Genomic DNA, 15,678 nt, shown 5'->3' with positions numbered 1-15,678 from the left:
TGGATCCAAAATCCTGCACTTCACCCTGACAAATTCATCCATCCAGGCAGGAGAATTCAACCCGTGGGTGCGAGCCCGTGAAGCCGGTTTTTTTCCAAGAAACGCCTTGCCAGGGCTATCAAAATTGCCTAACGCCCCATAACGTAGATCGCCCTTGCCATTCAAGTACCGCGCCGACCATGAATAAGCCCATCCAGACCGTCGACGACCCGTTGTCCAGCCCCTCGGCCATCAGCTTGCGCGAGGCATTCTGGTTCTGGCTCAAGCTGGGCTTCATCAGTTTCGGTGGGCCGGCGGGACAAATCTCGATCATGCACCAGGAGCTGGTGGAGCGCCGGCGCTGGATTTCCGAACGACGCTTTCTGCATGCCCTCAATTACTGCATGCTGCTGCCAGGCCCCGAGGCACAGCAGCTGGCGACGTACCTGGGCTGGCTGATGCACCGCAGTTGGGGCGGGATCATTGCCGGGGCGCTGTTCGTGCTGCCTTCGCTGTTCATTCTCATTACATTGTCCTGGCTGTATGTCGCCTTTGGCGAAGTGCCGGTGGTGGCCGGGATTTTTTATGGCATCAAGCCCGCCGTGACCGCCATCGTCGTGCATGCCGCCCACCGGATAGGTTCGCGCGCGCTCAAGAACAGTTGGCTGTGGGCAATCGCCGCCGCGTCGTTCACCGCGATATTCGCGTTCAACCTCCCCTTCCCGCTGATCGTGCTGGGAGCGGCGGTCATCGGCTACTTCGGTGGCCGCTGGGCACCGGAAAAGTTCAGCCTGGGCGGCCACAGCACCACCCATAAGTCCTTTGGCCCGGCATTGATCGACGATGACACCCCGACCCCGGAGCATGCCCGGTTCAGCGCCCTGCGACTGGCCCGGCTAGCGATCATCGGGGCCCTGCTGTGGGCGTTGCCGATGGGTGTGTTGACCATGGTGTTCGGCTGGGAAGGCACCCTGACGCAAATGGCCTGGTTCTTTACCAAGGCAGCCTTGCTGACGTTTGGTGGCGCCTATGCGGTTTTGCCCTACGTGTATCAAGGGGCTGTCGGACATTTCGGCTGGCTGACCCCGACACAGATGATCGATGGTCTGGCCCTGGGCGAAACCACTCCCGGCCCGTTGATCATGGTCGTCGCCTTCGTCGGGTTCGTCGGCGGCTACGTGATGCAGGTGTTCGGCCCTGAACAGGCCTTCCTCGCTGGCGCGGTTGCCGCTACGCTGGTGACCTGGTTTACGTTCCTGCCCTCATTCCTGTTCATCCTGGCGGGTGGGCCATTGGTGGAATCGACGCACAACGAGCTGAAATTCACCGCACCACTGACGGCGATTACTGCCGCTGTGGTCGGGGTGATCCTCAACCTGGCCTGTTTCTTCGGTTACCACGTGCTTTGGCCCAGCGGTTTTTCCGGCGCACTGGACTGGCCGTCGGCAATCATCGCGCTCGCCGCCGCCATTGCGCTGTTTCGCTACAAGCACGGGGTCATCCAGGTGCTACTGGGATGCGGGCTGACCGGCCTGGCCGTGCATCTACTGCGTTAGATGAGGCCTTTGCTCAGGTAGGTCGCCGAAGCCGGGCACAAGGACTTGAATTGAGCTGTTTCGCTGATCGACATCGGCGCCAGCGAACGGTCAAGCGCCTGATACCCCTGGGCGACAAAGAACGCGGCGGCGCTGTCAGTGAGCAGGTGAAGGCGTTCCACGCCCTCGTTTTTCGCAAAGTCTTCAAGAGCGACCAGCATCGCCGCGCCTATGCCGCGCCCCCGCTGCCCCTCAAGGACCACCAGAGAGCGTAACAATCGGTCCGCGCCCTCCCCCTCGATCCCGCCAAACGCCGTCTGAGCGTCTGCTTGCCTGAAGCTGAAAAAACGTCGACCCGGCTGGTTCAGGTCGTCCACTGGCAGACCCGCCAGGATGAGCGCCTGGCGCAACGGCTCCAACTCCTCATTGCTCAGTTCGGTCATGTGCATGGCATTGCTCTGACAAAGGCCCAGCACAGGAAACTACGCCGCCAGCACTCCCGCACGCAACTGCTCTCGGCGAACAAAATTGAACGGCCCGTGCTTTGCGCGAACTAACAGGTTCATGCCCTGCCCAGGTTCTCACGCCAAAGTCGGCAAAGGCCCAAACCTGAACAGCAATGGCACAGGTGACCGTTCAAATGGACTCAAGCTCTCTCCAATTCCTTACCGACACCCAATTGCTGGGCATCTCTATCGCCAACTGGCTCTTGGCCTTGGGTGTGATGGTGGTGAGTTTCACCATCGTCAGGGCCGGCATCGGTTTGCTGTTGAGAAAAGTGCAGGCCCAGGCACAGAAACCCGACGCCTACGTCAGCCACATCGCCGTCGAAGTATTGTCCAGCACCAGCAATACGCTGTTATTACTGGCCTCCATTCTCATCGGCGTCGGCGTTCTGGACCTGCCGGAGCGTTGGCTTGACCGGGTCAGCAGCCTCTGGTTCGTGGTCGCGGCCTTGCAAGTAGGGCTCTGGGCCAACCGGGCAATCGCCCTGGCGTTGCTGCATTATTTCGCCCGCCACAGCCACACCGACATCCACCAGAAAAGCGCCCTGGCCACCCTGAGCCTGTGGGGTGCGAAGGTGTTTCTCTGGGCCGTGGTGCTCCTGGCGATGCTCTCCAACCTGGGCGTGAACATCACCGCCTTTATCGCCAGCCTCGGGGTCGGTGGTATCGCCGTGGCGCTGGCGGTGCAGAACATCCTCGGTGATCTGTTCGCCTCACTGTCCATCGCCGTGGACAAACCGTTCGAAGTCGGCGACTTCATTGTCGTGGGTTCCCTGGCCGGTACGGTGGAACATGTCGGTTTGAAAACCACGCGCATCCGCAGCCTGGGTGGCGAGCAAATCGTGATGGCCAATGCCGGAATGATCAGCACCACCATCCAGAACTACAAACGACTCCAGGAGCGACGCATCGTCTTTGAATTCGCCCTGCCCCATGACTGCTCGACAGAACAGCTAAGGCAAGTGCCGGTCCTTGTCGAAAACATCATCAGGGCCCAGGAAAAGACCCGCTTCGACCGCTCGCACTTTCGCAGCTTCGGCGAGAGCGCTCTGGAATTCGAAACGGTGTATATCGTGCTGGACCCCAGCTACAACGTTTACATGGACGTCCAACAGGCGATCAACCTGGGCATGATGGAAGAGTTCGCCAGAATCGGCGTGCGGTTTGCGATCCCGGCTCGTACCGTTCATGTCGCGTCGCTACCCGATACATCGGGGCAAACGTCCAAGGAAAACGGTCAAAAGACCTCGCTGGAAGCCGCACCTGAGTATCGGGCGCAGCATTAACATCCAACCTCACAGTGAGCCCTTGCCCCGTGGGAGCAACGCTTGCTCGCGATAAGGGCACCCACGCAAATGGGCGCCCATTCGTATCAAATAAAACTGACAGGCCGCGGATTGGCTTGCGGATTGAGCAGCGTAGTGGAGCCGGCCTCAATCGCCGACGACCCGGTTTGCAGCGGCGGTTTCCCCACCAGAAGGCTCAACGCGTTGTCGATCTCGTCAGCCGCCCCTTGCGCGTATTGCGCGTTTGCCCAGTTCCAGTGGTGTTCAAACATCAACCCACCCACCGCCTGAGCGCACAGTTCATCACTGCTCACACCCATCTTGCCCGCCGCGGCGATCACCGCCATAAGGGCTTGCTCCAACTGGAAAATTCGCTCGGTAGACACACTGACCCACTCGATAGGTAACGAGTGCCTAGCCTACCAATATATCAATGTGCCACCAACCGGAGGCGCTCAACGGTCACTTTGTTCAGTCAGGGGACAATCAGACCTTACTGCCGCAATACTGCGCCATGTAATCCACAAACACTCGAACCTTGGCCGGCAAATTCCGGGCGTGCGGGTAAAGCGCATAGTAGTGCCGCTGCCCAAGCGTGTACTCAGGCAGAATCCGCACCAGTCTTCCCGTCAGCAGGTCATCTTGCACCGTCGCCAGGGTAAACGCGGCAATTCCCCCGCCCGCCAGAGCGCAGGCGTGCAAGGCGGTGATGGTGTCCGTATGAAAGCTGCTGGCGCAATCCACCGTGCTCGACTCCCCTGCTTCACCCACCAGTACCCACTGAGTGGCCGAAGCATAAGTCAGCAGCCGATGATCGTTGAGTTCAGCAACGCCGCGCGGCAGACCGCGTTTGAAGACATAGGCCGGAGCCGCCACCAAAACCAGCGGTGAGACGCTGAGCAAGCGAGCGACAAGACTGCTGTCGGCCAGCGGTCCAGAAATCCGTAACGCCACATCGAACCCATCGGCCACCAGATCGACAAGTGGATCCGAGCAAGACAGATCGACCTGGATGTCCGGATAACGCTCCTGGAATGCCGGCAACCAACGGGCCAGCTCCAGCGTACCGATCACCAGCGGGGCACTGATGCGAAGCAGTCCGGAGGGTCGTTCCTGTTCCAGCGTCACGGCCTGGGACGCGGCATCAACGCGATCCAGAATATCCACGCAAGCGGCGTAGTAGCGTTCACCTGCTGCCGTTAGGCTCATGCGCCGGGTATTGCGATTGATCAGACGCACGCCCAGCACGGACTCCAATTGCTGCAAGTTTCGCGACACCGACGAATGAGTGGTGTCCAGTCGCTCGGCCGCAGCTGAAAAACCCTGCGCCTCCACGATGCAGCGAAACACGCGCATGGCGAGCATCTGATTCATTTTTTAGCGCACCGGCAGCTTGATGATTTGGGCGGTGGTCATCACATTACCGAAAGTATCCTCGACCTCGGCCAGTGCGGCCTTGTGCAAGGCGTCCTTGTCGATCGTCTCGCCACTGACCCGGGTGATCGCGCGGGTGGCCGATGCATCGGAGGCGACCAGCACAGTGTAGCCAAGCGGCGCCGCATCACGGGCCGCACCCGCCACGCACGCGTGGGTCATGAGACCGGAGATGATCAGGTTCTCGATGCCAGCGCTCTTCAAACGCTTGTCCAGATCGGTACTGCCAAAGACGCTGACAGTGGTCTTTTGCAAGACAACATCCTGGGCCCTGGGCTGCATGTCCGGGTGGAATTTCACGGTTTCGCCACCCTCGGCAAACACCGCCGAACCGGCCGGCGCAACGTGCTGGATATGGAAAACCGGCATTTTTTGATCATCGGCGAATTCAATCAGTTCGCGGGTGTTGGTCAGCGCAGCAGCGCCGTCAGGGATGGGCATTTTGCCGGTGAAGTATTCGTTCTGAAAATCGATTACCAGTAACGCCGTTTTACCAGCGGGGAGCTGCTTGATCGGCTCGGCCCCCGACATGGCTCGAATGGTGGGATGGGCATCAGCCAATGCACCGGTGCTGGCGACGACGCCAGAGAATGCACAAGCGGCGAGGAAACGACGGGCGAAACGTTGCATGGTGGGATTCCTTCTTGGGTGATTGAGTGAAGGAATGCTAGGGGGATAACGCCTGCCGAAACACAGCTCGAACGGCACAGGACTTGTTTGGATTTCACACCAATAAAGCATCCGTCGGTGGGATAGCGGTGCTGCTCACTTAAGATTTGTAGGACACATTGTGGCGAGGAAGCGTGCTCCCTCGCCACGGAGTCACTGACCCCCTTGGATGAACGGCATCACGTCAAAGGGGAACCTTGTTACGTCGCCGATTCCGATTGCGACGCCAGCACCTGCGTCTGCAATCGCCGGCCGATCACATCCAGCAAGTCACATCCATCGCGCAGGGGGATTGCTAGCACCTGGGCGAAATCATGGAGTACCACCGCGTCTGTGCTGATGTCCGCGCGCATGGCGAGGTTCTCCAGTAACTGGGTGACGGCGGCGATGCGGTAGGCGGCGGTGTCGTGCAGCACGTCCAGCGGCGCTTGCGTGTCGATCAGGAGCGCGTGGAAATTGTTTTCGATACCGGTGATGGGCATGTAGCGGGACATGAGGGGTTACTCCTGCGGGGATGGGAGGTCAGTGGCTGATTGGGGTGCCGCTGGCAAAGAGAGCGAATTCGGGATCGAGATTCGGATATTTGGCAGGAGATATTCTTGGGTGACGCTAGACGAAAACCACCTTGGATTGGCTGTGGTTTTCGGAGGGTTGGGGGTGAGCTTTTTCATTGGCTGATTCCTTAGTGAGAAAAAATCTGCCGACATCACTTCCACATGATGGGTGGCAGCTGTACGCGGGTGTGGAAGGTCCGAGCACTAAGGAACTCGGCGCGTCCGAAGACGCCCCGCGTACAGCCGCCGTAATTTAACAGCAGACATAAGAAAAGTGCCTGCTTTAAATTTTGCGGCGGTACGCGCTTAGTGAGTAAGGGCTTCCACACCCTGCCGCTGAATTTGCAGCGACGGAGAGAACTTAGCGCACGGGGTAATTGGGTGGATAGTCAGCGGGGAGCGACGCGTCTTGAGGGAAATTTCCGATGGGGGTGTCCGGCGATGGATTCAGCAGCGCAGCTATGAGCTGCAAGGACAAATCTCGAAACGAATGAGCGCTCACTCCTTTCGCCCGAGCCGCAACATAGGCCACGTCTGCGGGATGGGCTATAATCCGCCCACCAACGCGATTTGAGGTCCAGCCCATGGGCAATGTCAGCCTTGAAACCAAAAAGGCCTATGCCGCGAGAACGCGTAGATCCAACTACGCGGCCAGCCTCCGTCTGGAAGGTTTCAAAGTGACCTTCGCGGACGGCGAACGCAAAATGCCAACGCGTGAAGAGGTCTTGAAGGCCTTTACCCAGACCAGAACCTGATGGCTGACAAATATGGAGTCGGCGAGGACGCTTATTGCTATCCCGGCTCCACAGTCCTTCGCAACAAACTCGATATCCGTGACGAACCGACCCTAAGCGAAGCCGAACAACAACTCTCGGCCATCGCAGCGGACAACGTCGAATTCAGCCCTCCCCCCTACAGCCTGGCCTACCTTCAAAACATTCATCGAGTCCTCTTTTCGGACCTGTTCGAATGGGCCGGAGAACTGCGCACCGTCGGCATGTCCAAACAAGCCACCCGCTTTTGCCAACCAGAATACATGGAGAAGGAAGCCAGCAAGGTCTTCACGACCATCGCGGCGGCAAACTGGTTCGAAGGCATGGACCGGGCTGGACTGATAGTTGCCGTGGCAGAGGCCTATTCCGACATCAACGTCGTACACCCGTTCCGCGAAGGCAATGGCCGTGCCCAGCGCATTCTGTTTGAACACCTCATCATGAATGCCGGGTTTGAAATCAGTTGGTGGGGGATTGAGAAGGACGAGTGGATCTACGCCAATATCGCGGCTTACAACGGCGTCATGGAGCCTATGGAGCAGGTTTTTGAGAAGTGTATTGGGCAGGCGATTCAAGCTTGACCATACAACGTTGCTCCCCCGCCCAGCGGCTTACTGTTTATTTCGCCAAGTGATACAGTCACCGCCAATCAACATCTGCTGAAGCACCAAAATGTACAGGACGAGATCTTTTCCACCCAACAAAAAAGGTCGCGACTTTGTGGTGGGCGACATTCACGGACATTTCAAACTTTTAACAGCAGCCTTAAACAACCTAGACTTCAACACTGAGCTGGATCGTATTTTTTCCGTGGGAGACCTCATCGACCGAGGCCCCGACTCCATCGATATATTGAAATGGCTTGAGAAGCCGTGGTTCCATGCCGTCCGTGGCAATCATGAGCAGATGCTTATTGACTGCATCTCCGGCTATGGGGACATACCCCGACATATCCGAAACGGTGGTGCCTGGCTCTACGAGCTACAACCAGCCGTTCAGCATGAGCTTTTAAAAATCTTGCAAGCACTTCCACTGATCATTGAAATCAATTTAGCAAGCGATCAAACAATTGGAATAGTCCATGCCGAAGCCCCTGTCATAAGGGGTAACGATGGCTGGCAAGAAGCTAAAGATGCTATCACTGGAAAATCGGGAGCGCAGCATCAGCGGCAAGCCTTGGACACAGCGCTGTATGCTAGAGAAAAAATCGAGCAAAACGACCACACGCCCATCGAAGGAATAGACCGACTCTATGTTGGACATTCAACAGTACCCAGCATTATGCGCTTGGGCAATGTCGTATATATCGACACTGGTTGCGCATTTTCTGATGGTGCGTTAAGTCTGGTTGATATCCAAACCGAAGCCATCATTAGTATGAGCATGAGCGAGTGAGACAACACATCACTCTACTCAGTTTTTTCTTCGAGGCAGAACCCATCAGATGAAGTGACCTAGGTTACCGGGAAGCGTACCAGGCGATTCAGTTTTGAGAGTTCAAAGACTCTGCAGCCCAGCAGCCCTATAATCGACATCGCACATAATTTAGGGAAGTTTCCTACGTGACAATTTCTTGCTGAAGGTTTATCAGGAAGCCTATAGTTCCGGCGCTCATCAATGAGTTAATGACTATGAAGCTTTATCAAGAGCGCGATAAGAGTCGAGCGATTTGCTGTCACTGCGAAGGCTTGGTCCAGACGACACTTACCCGCAGAAACGTACCATTCGACGATGGTGTTGGTGAGGTAAAGGGCGTTTTGGTTTCAGTGTGTGACGTATGTGATAAGGTCGTGGGGGTACCTGCGCAGTCCACTCCTGCAATCAAAGCGGCTAGAGAGGCTGCAGTTTTATCTATCGAAACAAGGCACCTGCTCGTATCTTGATCGATTGGATCAAGCGATGCACATGATCCCAGCTATTTCACTGTCCCACCGTTTTTCCGTCGCCCCCATGATGGATTGGGCGCATTTTCTTTACAGCCCCCGTTTTATTTGACTTCTAGCTTGTCTCCCCTGACTGCGTACCATTTTTGTACCACTCTCTCTCCGAAGGCTAAGCATCCCGTCCCTTATCAAATATTAACCCTCCAGCAGATGGGCTGCTAAAGGGCCGTATGCAAGTGCGCGGCGATATCTACTGGAGCAGGTCAGACCCCACGCTTCATCACAGGACCGATGAGAAAACCCTGAGCGACTGCTCTTACCTAGAAGTGCGGGTGAGACTCTCGCGTACAGGCGCTACCCAGATGTTCATCGGCGTCTACGCCCCTTCGGGCAAATCAGTATACGAAGAGGCGTTCGACTCCCGGCCTAACGAATCGATGACGAGAGCGATGGCATGGGGCGTGACCAAGGCGCGTCATGTAATAGGTGAGGAATCAGTAGACAGGGAAGCGAAACGATTGCTATAGATTCGCGATCAGACGGACGCGATTCCCAGCGAGAATCAGAGCCTACGATGTTGGCTAACAAAAACCGCCCCTTTACTGAGGAAAACGCATGTTTGAGGCGATAACATTCAGAAACGCTGTAGGTCCCAGCAAACAGCTCCTAGATATTGGGGCAATTGCTGAAGGTCTTCTTTTTTACGGAAAAGTTATCATCGCTGCCAACAGCCAGACGTTATCTTACCTTTTCTCTCGCATCCCACCCTTTATTGTTTTAAGCCTACTTCGAGATAAACGACTTGAGATTCACTATTTTGACGACGATACGCTAGTATCTACAAATCACATCCCAAACCAACGGGACAAACACAAATTTATAAGAATCTCCGTACCCAAGAATGTTTTAGAAATCAGAGCCCCACAGACTTTCCTCGAAGCTACAGCCAAGACAAGCCAAGCTAAAATTGGCGCCAAACAATTCACCAATCTGCTCAAGCCAATGAGCTACGAACAGTACAACTTGTGGTCGGTTTATCAGACAATTGCTGAAAGCAAAACCACTTCAGATACAATGAGATTAGTAATTAATGAATTAGTTCCAGCATATACGTGCCCTGCCGACTTCCGATTCAACATCGAGAAGCAGCGAGACGGGTTCTTCTACGTTGACACAAACATTGACTTCCCAAATCTCAATGGACATTTTCAACGCACCGCCCCCAAGGACTGGACTGTTACTGAAGGATTTCTGCTGACGCTATTGCAAAGTGCCTACCAATGTAACTACATCGCCGCAACGCTTAACTCCGAGATCGCCGTAAATCCATTTGAGCGAATCGTCCAGGCCAGCACATTTGAAAATATAGTAAAGATATATGACTCCAGCCAAACTGAAATCCGAAATTTTACAGACCTCACGCTAACAGATGCGTACGCAATACGCGAGGCCGTTAACACCGGCAAAGTACCATTCTCATCTATAGTCGATTTGCTAGACACTGCCGACAAGTTTCGACACTGGTTACACAAACAACCAGTAGACGCCGAATTAATCAAGGCGTACTACCAAGAAATCGTTAAAGAAACATGGACTCAGAAATTATCAGGGAAGAGCTTGCGCTGGGCAGTTTTTACAGGCTTAGGAGTTGCAACTGATATTGCGTTTACTGGTGGCATAGCAACGATGGGCGCTCAAGCCTTGAGTGTATTTGATGCTTTTGTCGTGGATAAAATTGTTGGGGGCTGGAAGCCTCATCAATTTGTGGAAGGGAAGCTAAAACCGATGTTTCCACCTCAATGATTCTTAATAAAAATCCTTGTCGACAATATCGCCAGCGAACTAATGGCCAAGCTAGCGACTGACGTTCAGCTTTAAGCGACCTTGCCTTAAACAGAGAGCGGCGGGCCATTCAGCTCAAACTCGGTTACACATGCGATGGCGGTATTCTCGATCAGGAGATACATCTGCTCAATTTGCAGCGCGGTGATGCCTTGGGTCAGCGCCTCCAGACCGCCCACCAGGCCTTCGGCGCGGGCCACGGCGATCTGGCAATCATCCTTGCTGGCGGCGCTCTCCACCTCGGCCAGGCGCTGGCGAAACACCCCATGGAGGGCCGGTGGCTAAGTCGTCACTCGTGAGAACGTAAGATGGATTGGAATGTTTAATTCTACAGCCTACGTAAACCAGCCTTGTAGCGCACCCCGTAAAAGCCCGTACCACTTCTGTAGCAACACCAATCCAGCGCACTGAAGTCCTACCCCGTTCTCGCTGCGTCTAGCAATCCCGATCAGGGTTACTGCTATGCTTAATTTCTTTCGAATCGAGTCGGCAGCCATGGCAAGCGAATACTCCCTGTCGGATGTTCTGGAACGGCTTTATCAAAATCAATTAGCCCTAGAAGCAGCAGTAATGGAGTTGACACTGTGGGTTGAGCAGCAAGACGCTTCAGAGACGAGTGAGAATGTTCGAGGCGCGCTTAGCACGATTGGTGAAAATGCAGGCCATATAAAACAAGGTCTGGCTCGAATCAGAGGGCCGGCCACGTAAATACGAGCCTTTCTGAGCAGCCAAGCCTGTAGCACTTTCGCACCACTCACTCTCCTCCAAAATCCTCTCCAGGCACCAGACAGCATGCTCATGGGCGCGCTGTAGTGCTTGTCGCTCCAATCCCAACACCACCCACAACCTCACGGACTGACGCACCGTGGATGAGAGTGCGTGCGAGTGAATGAGAGCTTGAGGATTGCGCAACTCTGAATACAGCTTCAGCAGATGCCCCGCCCTAGGCTTATTCGGCATTTTCATGTTGACCCATGGGAAAAGGGTTAGGAGGGTTAGTTTTTCGCCCACCACTTTGAAAGCCTTGCCGGATAAGGCTTTGCGGCGGATTTCCAAGGTTAGCTTTTGGTTAGGTTTGGTAATTTCCTAACCTTTGTTGATGTTAAATTTTTAGCTATTAAACTCCTTTAAAAACAGACACTTAAAAAAACATAACCTTTAACCTAACCCAACCTAACCCATCAAAGTTAGGTCGCAAGCCCAACAAAGACGGGGCTTCCAGCTATCAATAACCCAATTAAAAAAAACCTAACCTTTTTCCCGAGGCACCAATTGAATTTGGCCACCGGGCGTACGTGTGAGAGTTGCGAAAAGCCCCCCTTCGCAGGGTTCCGCAGGTACTCCATAGCCTGGATACGATCAGACAGCCCCCGGCTGGCTTGACTTGGGTTACGGCGCAGAAGTGCAGAAAAAAAGACCTATTTAGCCCGCAGGCGCGGTGGGGGGACGACGGCGCGCGCCAGGTGTGAAGCACGCCACAGGCCCCGAATAACGCACCACATCAGGGCACGATTCATCAACGAAAAAAAGCCGCCTCAGAGGGCGGCTAAATTGCAAACATCACGTATTTGAATGGCTTCAGAAGGGGCGACTGTGGGAACGTAAGGCCGAGACGGTAAGCTGCCTTCAGAGCTGATGGCGAATTGACCTTCCGTCGGGATATTCGCCTACACCATTAACTTTTAGGTTGCGCGGGCGATCAAAGACTATACCTTCAGTGAAATCGTCACCATAAATTATGGCTGTCTGTTTCAGGCGTAGAACCGCAATCACCCAGTGGGTGCAAGGACCATGAAAAGAGAATACCAGCCAGCACAGCACGACCCCTCGTCAGAGGAGGTCAATTTCGACATCACGCGCATGCGAAAGGCTATCGAGGAAGGGCAGCGCTTCGTCATGCCTGAAGGTTTGCCACGCGAAAGCTTTCGTGAATGGATGCGCGAGAACGCCAATAAATGCCGAACCAAGTAGAATTCAGCGAACATTTCACCGGTCTGTTTGTAAATCTCTCCCAAGACGAGCAAGACCTCATTGAGGAGTTTGTATTCCACTTTGAGACGCATGGTCTGCGCACGTTCATAGGAAAAAAAGGCCCCACCGACAACGTTCCTCATTCAGACCCAAACCGTCAGGCAAAGATCGCTTTTGCTAAGCGACACAGACTTTGGCATGTTCATATCGGCCATCCCCGCTGGAATCTCTGTCGCAACCCGGCCGGCGGTTATAAAACGTCAAATTATGTAGTCCATTTTCAGAAATTCAACGACTCACATATCGCATTGGTCGACTACAACTCGCATGACCCTATGATCATGCCTAGCAAGACCTCTCTTTTTCGAAGATAGCCTTTTGCTGCGCGGAGGCTTTAGGCCTCCCCCCTGATCTCATAGGGCTTGAAGCGCAGGACCTCCTCCCCTAGCCAGTGATTCAGTTGCGTCATCCGTGTCTGAATGGGCTCCAGCTCGTTGGCCGCATAGATCTGCGCCGCCTCCCTGATCGATCCAAACCCGCCCGCGTTCTGCGGCACAATGCCCATCAACTGCGGTGGAATGCGCAGACTCGCCAGCACGTCATCACGGGTCTGATTCTTGATCGAGTTGAATTCGTCTTTGGCCGCTACCTCGCTGACAGGGATTAGCTGAATCCCGTCCTTCTTCCCGGTCGGCGAATAGACAAACAAATTCCGAAAATTCCCCGGCCCCTTCGACTCCTTCAACGCTTTACGCAAAGCGTCGATATCCGCCTCAGTCTGTGCCGCGTCGGTCATATACAGGATGAAACCCGCGTGACTACCGTTCTCGTAATACTTACGCCGGAACAGCGTCGCCGACTCATTCAATAACGCCGACTGCAAAGCACTGATCCACTCAGGCAACCCATAAATCTCCTGGTGCAGATCCGCCTCGCGCAGATGAAAAATGCTCCCAGCCTCAAAGGCGTGCTCGTTCTTCCACCCCTGCACTTGGTAGAACTGCCCCTCCGGGCCTACCCGCATGTACTTCGCCAACGACGGCACCAGTTGCCTGGTGCTGCCCAGCACCGAACGGCGCTTTTCCAGATACCCATTGCCCAAACACAGAAAGTCCAGGGCGAACTGCTCAAAAGCCGCCCGGGACAACATCGGATGCGGGATAAACGTCTTGCTCAACAGGTTGCGCTTGAACATCAACCCCGAATGCAGATGCACGCTCGCCCCCACCGACCGGGCCAGACCGTTAAGCGACAACGGAGGCTCATACCAACGCCCGTTAAACCAGCACTCCAGGTAATCGAACACCTCCCGACCACCCAGCACCGGCGTCGGCTCCCCGAAGCTGAACACCTGGGTACCCGCACTGGCGGCGTCGAGGGTGGCCGGCAGTAGCTCTTGGCTGGCGAGTTGTTCGGTCATGTGAAAATCTCCATTCGCCCGGTATTGGCAGCGGTCTGCCCTTCGAGCGGTTCGTTCTGCAATGCGTGGAAGAGCGCCCAGGCCAGGTCGGCATGGCCGGTGTTGTCGTTGCGGCCGGCGGTGTAAGTAAACTGGCGACCGCCTGCGGTGATGGTTTTGCGAATCGCCATGAGCGACTGGGCCATGTCGGTCCAGCCGGCGTCGAACTCCAGCCGGCCCTTGTGGATCACGTCGTAGGCCTTCAGCACCAGGCGGGTTTTCACCTCGGGCGAGTAGCTGAAGGTAGTAACAGCCGGGAAGAACTGGCGCACCAGCTGGGCCACGCCGCTGCCCAGGCCGGTGACGTCGATACCGATGTAGGTCACCCAGTAGCGGTCGCACACGCCCTTGATGGCGGCGGCCTGGGCGGCGAAGTCCATGCCGCGAAATTGGTGGCGCTCGAGCACGCGGAATTTGCCGCCGGGCACCAGGGGCGGCGCGACCACCACCAGGCCGGAACAATCGCCCGTCTCGGCCGGGTCATAGCCGACCCATACCTGACGGTCGCCGAATGGGCGCATGGCGAAAGGTTTGTAGTCCTCGGCCCACTCCACCCAGCTATCGACCATGCAAGACTGCAACACCGACAGCGGGAAGATGCTAGCGCCGTCATCGACGAACTCGCACATCAGTAGGTTGGCAAAGGCCTCGGGGCTGTACTCCCGGCGCAACTCTTCAATGTCGAACAGATCGCACCCGCCCCGCTCAGCGTCGAGGATCGTAACGATCTGGCGCCATAGCCGATCCTCGCAGAACCGGCCCTGCTGGAGTGCGCCGTGGGACACGTCCACCTTGGTGTGCTGCGCGGCGGGTTTGCCCTTGTTGAAGCGTTCGCCGGTCCAGAAGGTGTAGGCCTCGTGGGCCATGCTCGACGGCGTGGAGAAATAGGTTTTGCGCCACTTCTTGTGCATCGCCATACCCGAGGCGACCTTGTTCAACTCCTCGAACTTGAACGTCCAGAAGAACTCGTCGAAGTAGAAGTTGCCGTGATAGCCCTGGGCGGTGCGGGCGTTGGTCCCGAGGAAAAACAGCTCGGCGCCGTTGGGCAGCACAATCGGGTCACCGGTCAGCTCGACGCCGATGACTTCCCGGGCAAAGGCCTGGATGTAGCCACGGAACAGGTAGGCCTGGTTCTTCGAAGCCGACAGGAAAATCTGGTTGCGACCGGTGTCCAGGGCGTCGATAAACGCCTCGCGGGCAAAGTAGTACGTGGCGCCGATCTGCCGGCTCTTGAGGATGACGCGGGTGCGCTGGTTGCCGGCCCGGTACCAGTCTTTCTGGTAGTCGAAACAGCCGTCGATGAACGCCTCGCGCAGCAGCTCGATCTGGTCTTCGCTGATGTCGTTCTTCGGGGATTTTTTCTTCGGTCCCTCGTTGCGCTTGGCGAGGTTCGGGTTGAGGTCGGTTTCGGTGCCGCCGCTCTGGAAACGCTGAATGCGGGCCTGGCGCTCAAGCTGGCGATGCAGCAGATCGATCTCCTTGAAATCGCCGCCGGTCTTGTTGTCCTTGAGGATCAACTGCACCAAGCGCGCCTCCAGGGCGCCGCCGATGCGTTCGACATTGTCGGCCCGGTCCCACTCGTCGCGGGCCTTCCAGCTGTGTAGCGTTTTTTCCTTTTCGCCCGTAGCCTCGGCAATCTCGCAGATGCGCCAACCCATCCAGTACAGGAACTTGGATTGGCGTCGTGGATCGATAGGCAGCAGGCAGGTCGTCGTCATGGCCGAGATGCTGCCGCCCATGGCGACGACTCAATAGCGCCGCCCCTTGTACCCTCCCCGCCTACAGTC

19 protein-coding genes are annotated in these 15,678 nt (G+C 56.0%); 10 read left to right on the top strand and 9 right to left on the bottom strand.

Annotation, left to right across the window (positions count from 1 at the left end; all coding sequences use genetic code 11):
* Positions 1–179: 179 nt before the first annotated feature.
* Positions 180–1,535 (top strand): chromate efflux transporter, encoded by a 1,356-nt coding sequence (chrA, locus tag PSH57_RS09530; RefSeq protein ID WP_305389166.1) that lies wholly within the window; start codon positions 180–182, stop codon positions 1,533–1,535.
* On the opposite strand, the gene arsN2 is transcribed toward chrA, so the two are convergent.
* Positions 1,532–1,963 (bottom strand): arsenic resistance N-acetyltransferase ArsN2, encoded by a 432-nt coding sequence (gene arsN2 / locus PSH57_RS09525; RefSeq protein WP_305389165.1) that lies wholly within the window; start codon positions 1,961–1,963, stop codon positions 1,532–1,534. The genes chrA and arsN2 overlap by 4 nt on opposite strands.
* A gap of 191 nt (positions 1,964–2,154) precedes the next feature.
* Between arsN2 and PSH57_RS09520 the strand changes: the two genes are divergently transcribed.
* A complete protein-coding gene (locus tag PSH57_RS09520; RefSeq protein ID WP_305389164.1) occupies positions 2,155–3,306 on the top strand; it encodes a mechanosensitive ion channel family protein in 1,152 nt (383 codons plus the stop codon).
* An 86-nt stretch (positions 3,307–3,392) separates the two neighbouring features.
* On the opposite strand, the gene PSH57_RS09515 is transcribed toward PSH57_RS09520, so the two are convergent.
* From PSH57_RS09515 to PSH57_RS09500, 4 genes are all read right to left on the bottom strand, one after another.
* Entirely contained in the window at positions 3,393–3,653 is a 261-nt protein-coding gene (locus tag PSH57_RS09515; RefSeq protein ID WP_305389163.1) for a hypothetical protein, read from the bottom strand.
* Between the two features lie 139 nt (positions 3,654–3,792).
* A complete protein-coding gene (locus tag PSH57_RS09510) occupies positions 3,793–4,680 on the bottom strand; it encodes a LysR family transcriptional regulator (RefSeq protein ID WP_305389162.1) in 888 nt (295 codons plus the stop codon).
* Positions 4,681–4,683: 3 nt separating this feature from the next.
* Entirely contained in the window at positions 4,684–5,370 is a 687-nt protein-coding gene (locus PSH57_RS09505) for a cysteine hydrolase family protein (RefSeq protein ID WP_305389161.1), read from the bottom strand.
* A 239-nt stretch (positions 5,371–5,609) separates the two neighbouring features.
* On the bottom strand, positions 5,610–5,903 hold the full coding sequence (locus PSH57_RS09500) for a hypothetical protein (RefSeq protein ID WP_305389159.1): 294 nt from the start codon (positions 5,901–5,903) through the stop codon (positions 5,610–5,612).
* A 644-nt stretch (positions 5,904–6,547) separates the two neighbouring features.
* Here PSH57_RS09500 and PSH57_RS09495 point away from each other — a divergent pair.
* The 5 genes from PSH57_RS09495 to PSH57_RS09475 all read left to right on the top strand — a co-directional run bounded on the left by PSH57_RS09495 (position 6,548) and on the right by PSH57_RS09475 (position 10,422).
* On the top strand, positions 6,548–6,718 hold the full coding sequence (locus PSH57_RS09495) for a YhfG family protein (protein ID WP_109751605.1): 171 nt from the start codon (positions 6,548–6,550) through the stop codon (positions 6,716–6,718).
* Entirely contained in the window at positions 6,718–7,317 is a 600-nt protein-coding gene (locus tag PSH57_RS09490; protein ID WP_305444868.1) for a putative adenosine monophosphate-protein transferase Fic, read from the top strand. Before PSH57_RS09495 ends, PSH57_RS09490 begins: the two co-directional genes overlap by 1 nt.
* Before the next feature lie 142 nt (positions 7,318–7,459).
* Complete coding sequence (locus tag PSH57_RS09485; RefSeq protein ID WP_305389158.1) at positions 7,460–8,131, top strand: metallophosphoesterase; 672 nt, start codon at positions 7,460–7,462, stop codon at positions 8,129–8,131.
* A 718-nt stretch (positions 8,132–8,849) separates the two neighbouring features.
* Complete coding sequence (locus PSH57_RS09480; RefSeq protein ID WP_305389156.1) at positions 8,850–9,146, top strand: hypothetical protein; 297 nt, start codon at positions 8,850–8,852, stop codon at positions 9,144–9,146.
* Between the two features lie 88 nt (positions 9,147–9,234).
* The gene (locus PSH57_RS09475; protein ID WP_305389155.1) at positions 9,235–10,422 is read left to right on the top strand and encodes a hypothetical protein; all 1,188 of its coding nucleotides are present in this window, start codon (positions 9,235–9,237) and stop codon (positions 10,420–10,422) included.
* Positions 10,423–10,508: 86 nt separating this feature from the next.
* Here the strand turns inward: PSH57_RS09475 and PSH57_RS09470 are convergent, their stop codons facing one another.
* On the bottom strand, positions 10,509–10,724 hold the full coding sequence (locus tag PSH57_RS09470; protein ID WP_305389153.1) for a hypothetical protein: 216 nt from the start codon (positions 10,722–10,724) through the stop codon (positions 10,509–10,511).
* 232 nt (positions 10,725–10,956) lie between these two features.
* On the opposite strand from PSH57_RS09470, the gene PSH57_RS09465 reads away from it, so the two are divergent.
* The gene (locus PSH57_RS09465) at positions 10,957–11,169 is read left to right on the top strand and encodes a hypothetical protein (protein ID WP_305389152.1); all 213 of its coding nucleotides are present in this window, start codon (positions 10,957–10,959) and stop codon (positions 11,167–11,169) included.
* Here PSH57_RS09465 and PSH57_RS09460 read toward each other — a convergent pair.
* The gene (locus tag PSH57_RS09460) at positions 11,068–11,517 is read right to left on the bottom strand and encodes a hypothetical protein (RefSeq protein WP_305390505.1); all 450 of its coding nucleotides are present in this window, start codon (positions 11,515–11,517) and stop codon (positions 11,068–11,070) included. The genes PSH57_RS09465 and PSH57_RS09460 overlap by 102 nt on opposite strands.
* A 735-nt stretch (positions 11,518–12,252) precedes the next feature.
* Here PSH57_RS09460 and PSH57_RS09455 point away from each other — a divergent pair.
* Both PSH57_RS09455 and PSH57_RS09450 read left to right on the top strand, forming a co-directional pair.
* Positions 12,253–12,432 (top strand): hypothetical protein, encoded by a 180-nt coding sequence (locus tag PSH57_RS09455; protein ID WP_256452472.1) that lies wholly within the window; start codon positions 12,253–12,255, stop codon positions 12,430–12,432.
* Positions 12,417–12,806 (top strand): hypothetical protein, encoded by a 390-nt coding sequence (locus tag PSH57_RS09450; RefSeq protein WP_256452471.1) that lies wholly within the window; start codon positions 12,417–12,419, stop codon positions 12,804–12,806. Before PSH57_RS09455 ends, PSH57_RS09450 begins: the two co-directional genes overlap by 16 nt.
* Before the next feature lie 20 nt (positions 12,807–12,826).
* Here the strand turns inward: PSH57_RS09450 and PSH57_RS09445 are convergent, their stop codons facing one another.
* Both PSH57_RS09445 and PSH57_RS09440 read right to left on the bottom strand, forming a co-directional pair.
* The gene (locus PSH57_RS09445; RefSeq protein WP_305389150.1) at positions 12,827–13,852 is read right to left on the bottom strand and encodes a phage portal protein; all 1,026 of its coding nucleotides are present in this window, start codon (positions 13,850–13,852) and stop codon (positions 12,827–12,829) included.
* Complete coding sequence (locus PSH57_RS09440; protein ID WP_305390338.1) at positions 13,849–15,609, bottom strand: terminase ATPase subunit family protein; 1,761 nt, start codon at positions 15,607–15,609, stop codon at positions 13,849–13,851. The genes PSH57_RS09445 and PSH57_RS09440 overlap by 4 nt, the downstream gene beginning before the upstream one ends.
* Positions 15,610–15,678 lie beyond the last annotated feature (69 nt).

The sequence above is a fragment of the Pseudomonas hefeiensis genome (assembly GCF_030687835.1).
Lineage (GTDB): Bacteria > Pseudomonadota > Gammaproteobacteria > Pseudomonadales > Pseudomonadaceae > Aquipseudomonas > Aquipseudomonas hefeiensis.
The sequence above is the reverse complement of the archived record's forward strand: the minus strand, read 5'-3'. Positions and strand labels throughout refer to the sequence as shown.

Bases quoted from the DNA above. Each gene is read 5' to 3' on its own strand.
- PSH57_RS09450 (WP_256452471.1), top strand. From the start codon at position 12,417: ATGCCGAACCAAGTAGAATTCAGCGAACATTTCACCGGTCTGTTTGTA.
- PSH57_RS09495 (WP_109751605.1), top strand. From the start codon at position 6,548: ATGGGCAATGTCAGCCTTGAAACCAAAAAGGCCTATGCCGCGAGAACG.
- PSH57_RS09440 (WP_305390338.1), bottom strand. From the start codon at position 15,609: ATGACGACGACCTGCCTGCTGCCTATCGATCCACGACGCCAATCCAAG.
- PSH57_RS09520 (WP_305389164.1), top strand. From the start codon at position 2,155: ATGGACTCAAGCTCTCTCCAATTCCTTACCGACACCCAATTGCTGGGC.
- PSH57_RS09490 (WP_305444868.1), top strand. From the start codon at position 6,718: ATGGCTGACAAATATGGAGTCGGCGAGGACGCTTATTGCTATCCCGGC.
- PSH57_RS09480 (WP_305389156.1), top strand. From the start codon at position 8,850: ATGCAAGTGCGCGGCGATATCTACTGGAGCAGGTCAGACCCCACGCTT.
- PSH57_RS09455 (WP_256452472.1), top strand. From the start codon at position 12,253: ATGAAAAGAGAATACCAGCCAGCACAGCACGACCCCTCGTCAGAGGAG.
- PSH57_RS09515 (WP_305389163.1), bottom strand. From the start codon at position 3,653: ATGGCGGTGATCGCCGCGGCGGGCAAGATGGGTGTGAGCAGTGATGAA.
- PSH57_RS09475 (WP_305389155.1), top strand. From the start codon at position 9,235: ATGTTTGAGGCGATAACATTCAGAAACGCTGTAGGTCCCAGCAAACAG.
- PSH57_RS09465 (WP_305389152.1), top strand. From the start codon at position 10,957: ATGGCAAGCGAATACTCCCTGTCGGATGTTCTGGAACGGCTTTATCAA.
- arsN2 (WP_305389165.1), bottom strand. From the start codon at position 1,963: ATGCACATGACCGAACTGAGCAATGAGGAGTTGGAGCCGTTGCGCCAG.
- PSH57_RS09510 (WP_305389162.1), bottom strand. From the start codon at position 4,680: ATGAATCAGATGCTCGCCATGCGCGTGTTTCGCTGCATCGTGGAGGCG.
- PSH57_RS09500 (WP_305389159.1), bottom strand. From the start codon at position 5,903: ATGTCCCGCTACATGCCCATCACCGGTATCGAAAACAATTTCCACGCG.
- PSH57_RS09445 (WP_305389150.1), bottom strand. From the start codon at position 13,852: ATGACCGAACAACTCGCCAGCCAAGAGCTACTGCCGGCCACCCTCGAC.
- chrA (WP_305389166.1), top strand. From the start codon at position 180: ATGAATAAGCCCATCCAGACCGTCGACGACCCGTTGTCCAGCCCCTCG.
- PSH57_RS09505 (WP_305389161.1), bottom strand. From the start codon at position 5,370: ATGCAACGTTTCGCCCGTCGTTTCCTCGCCGCTTGTGCATTCTCTGGC.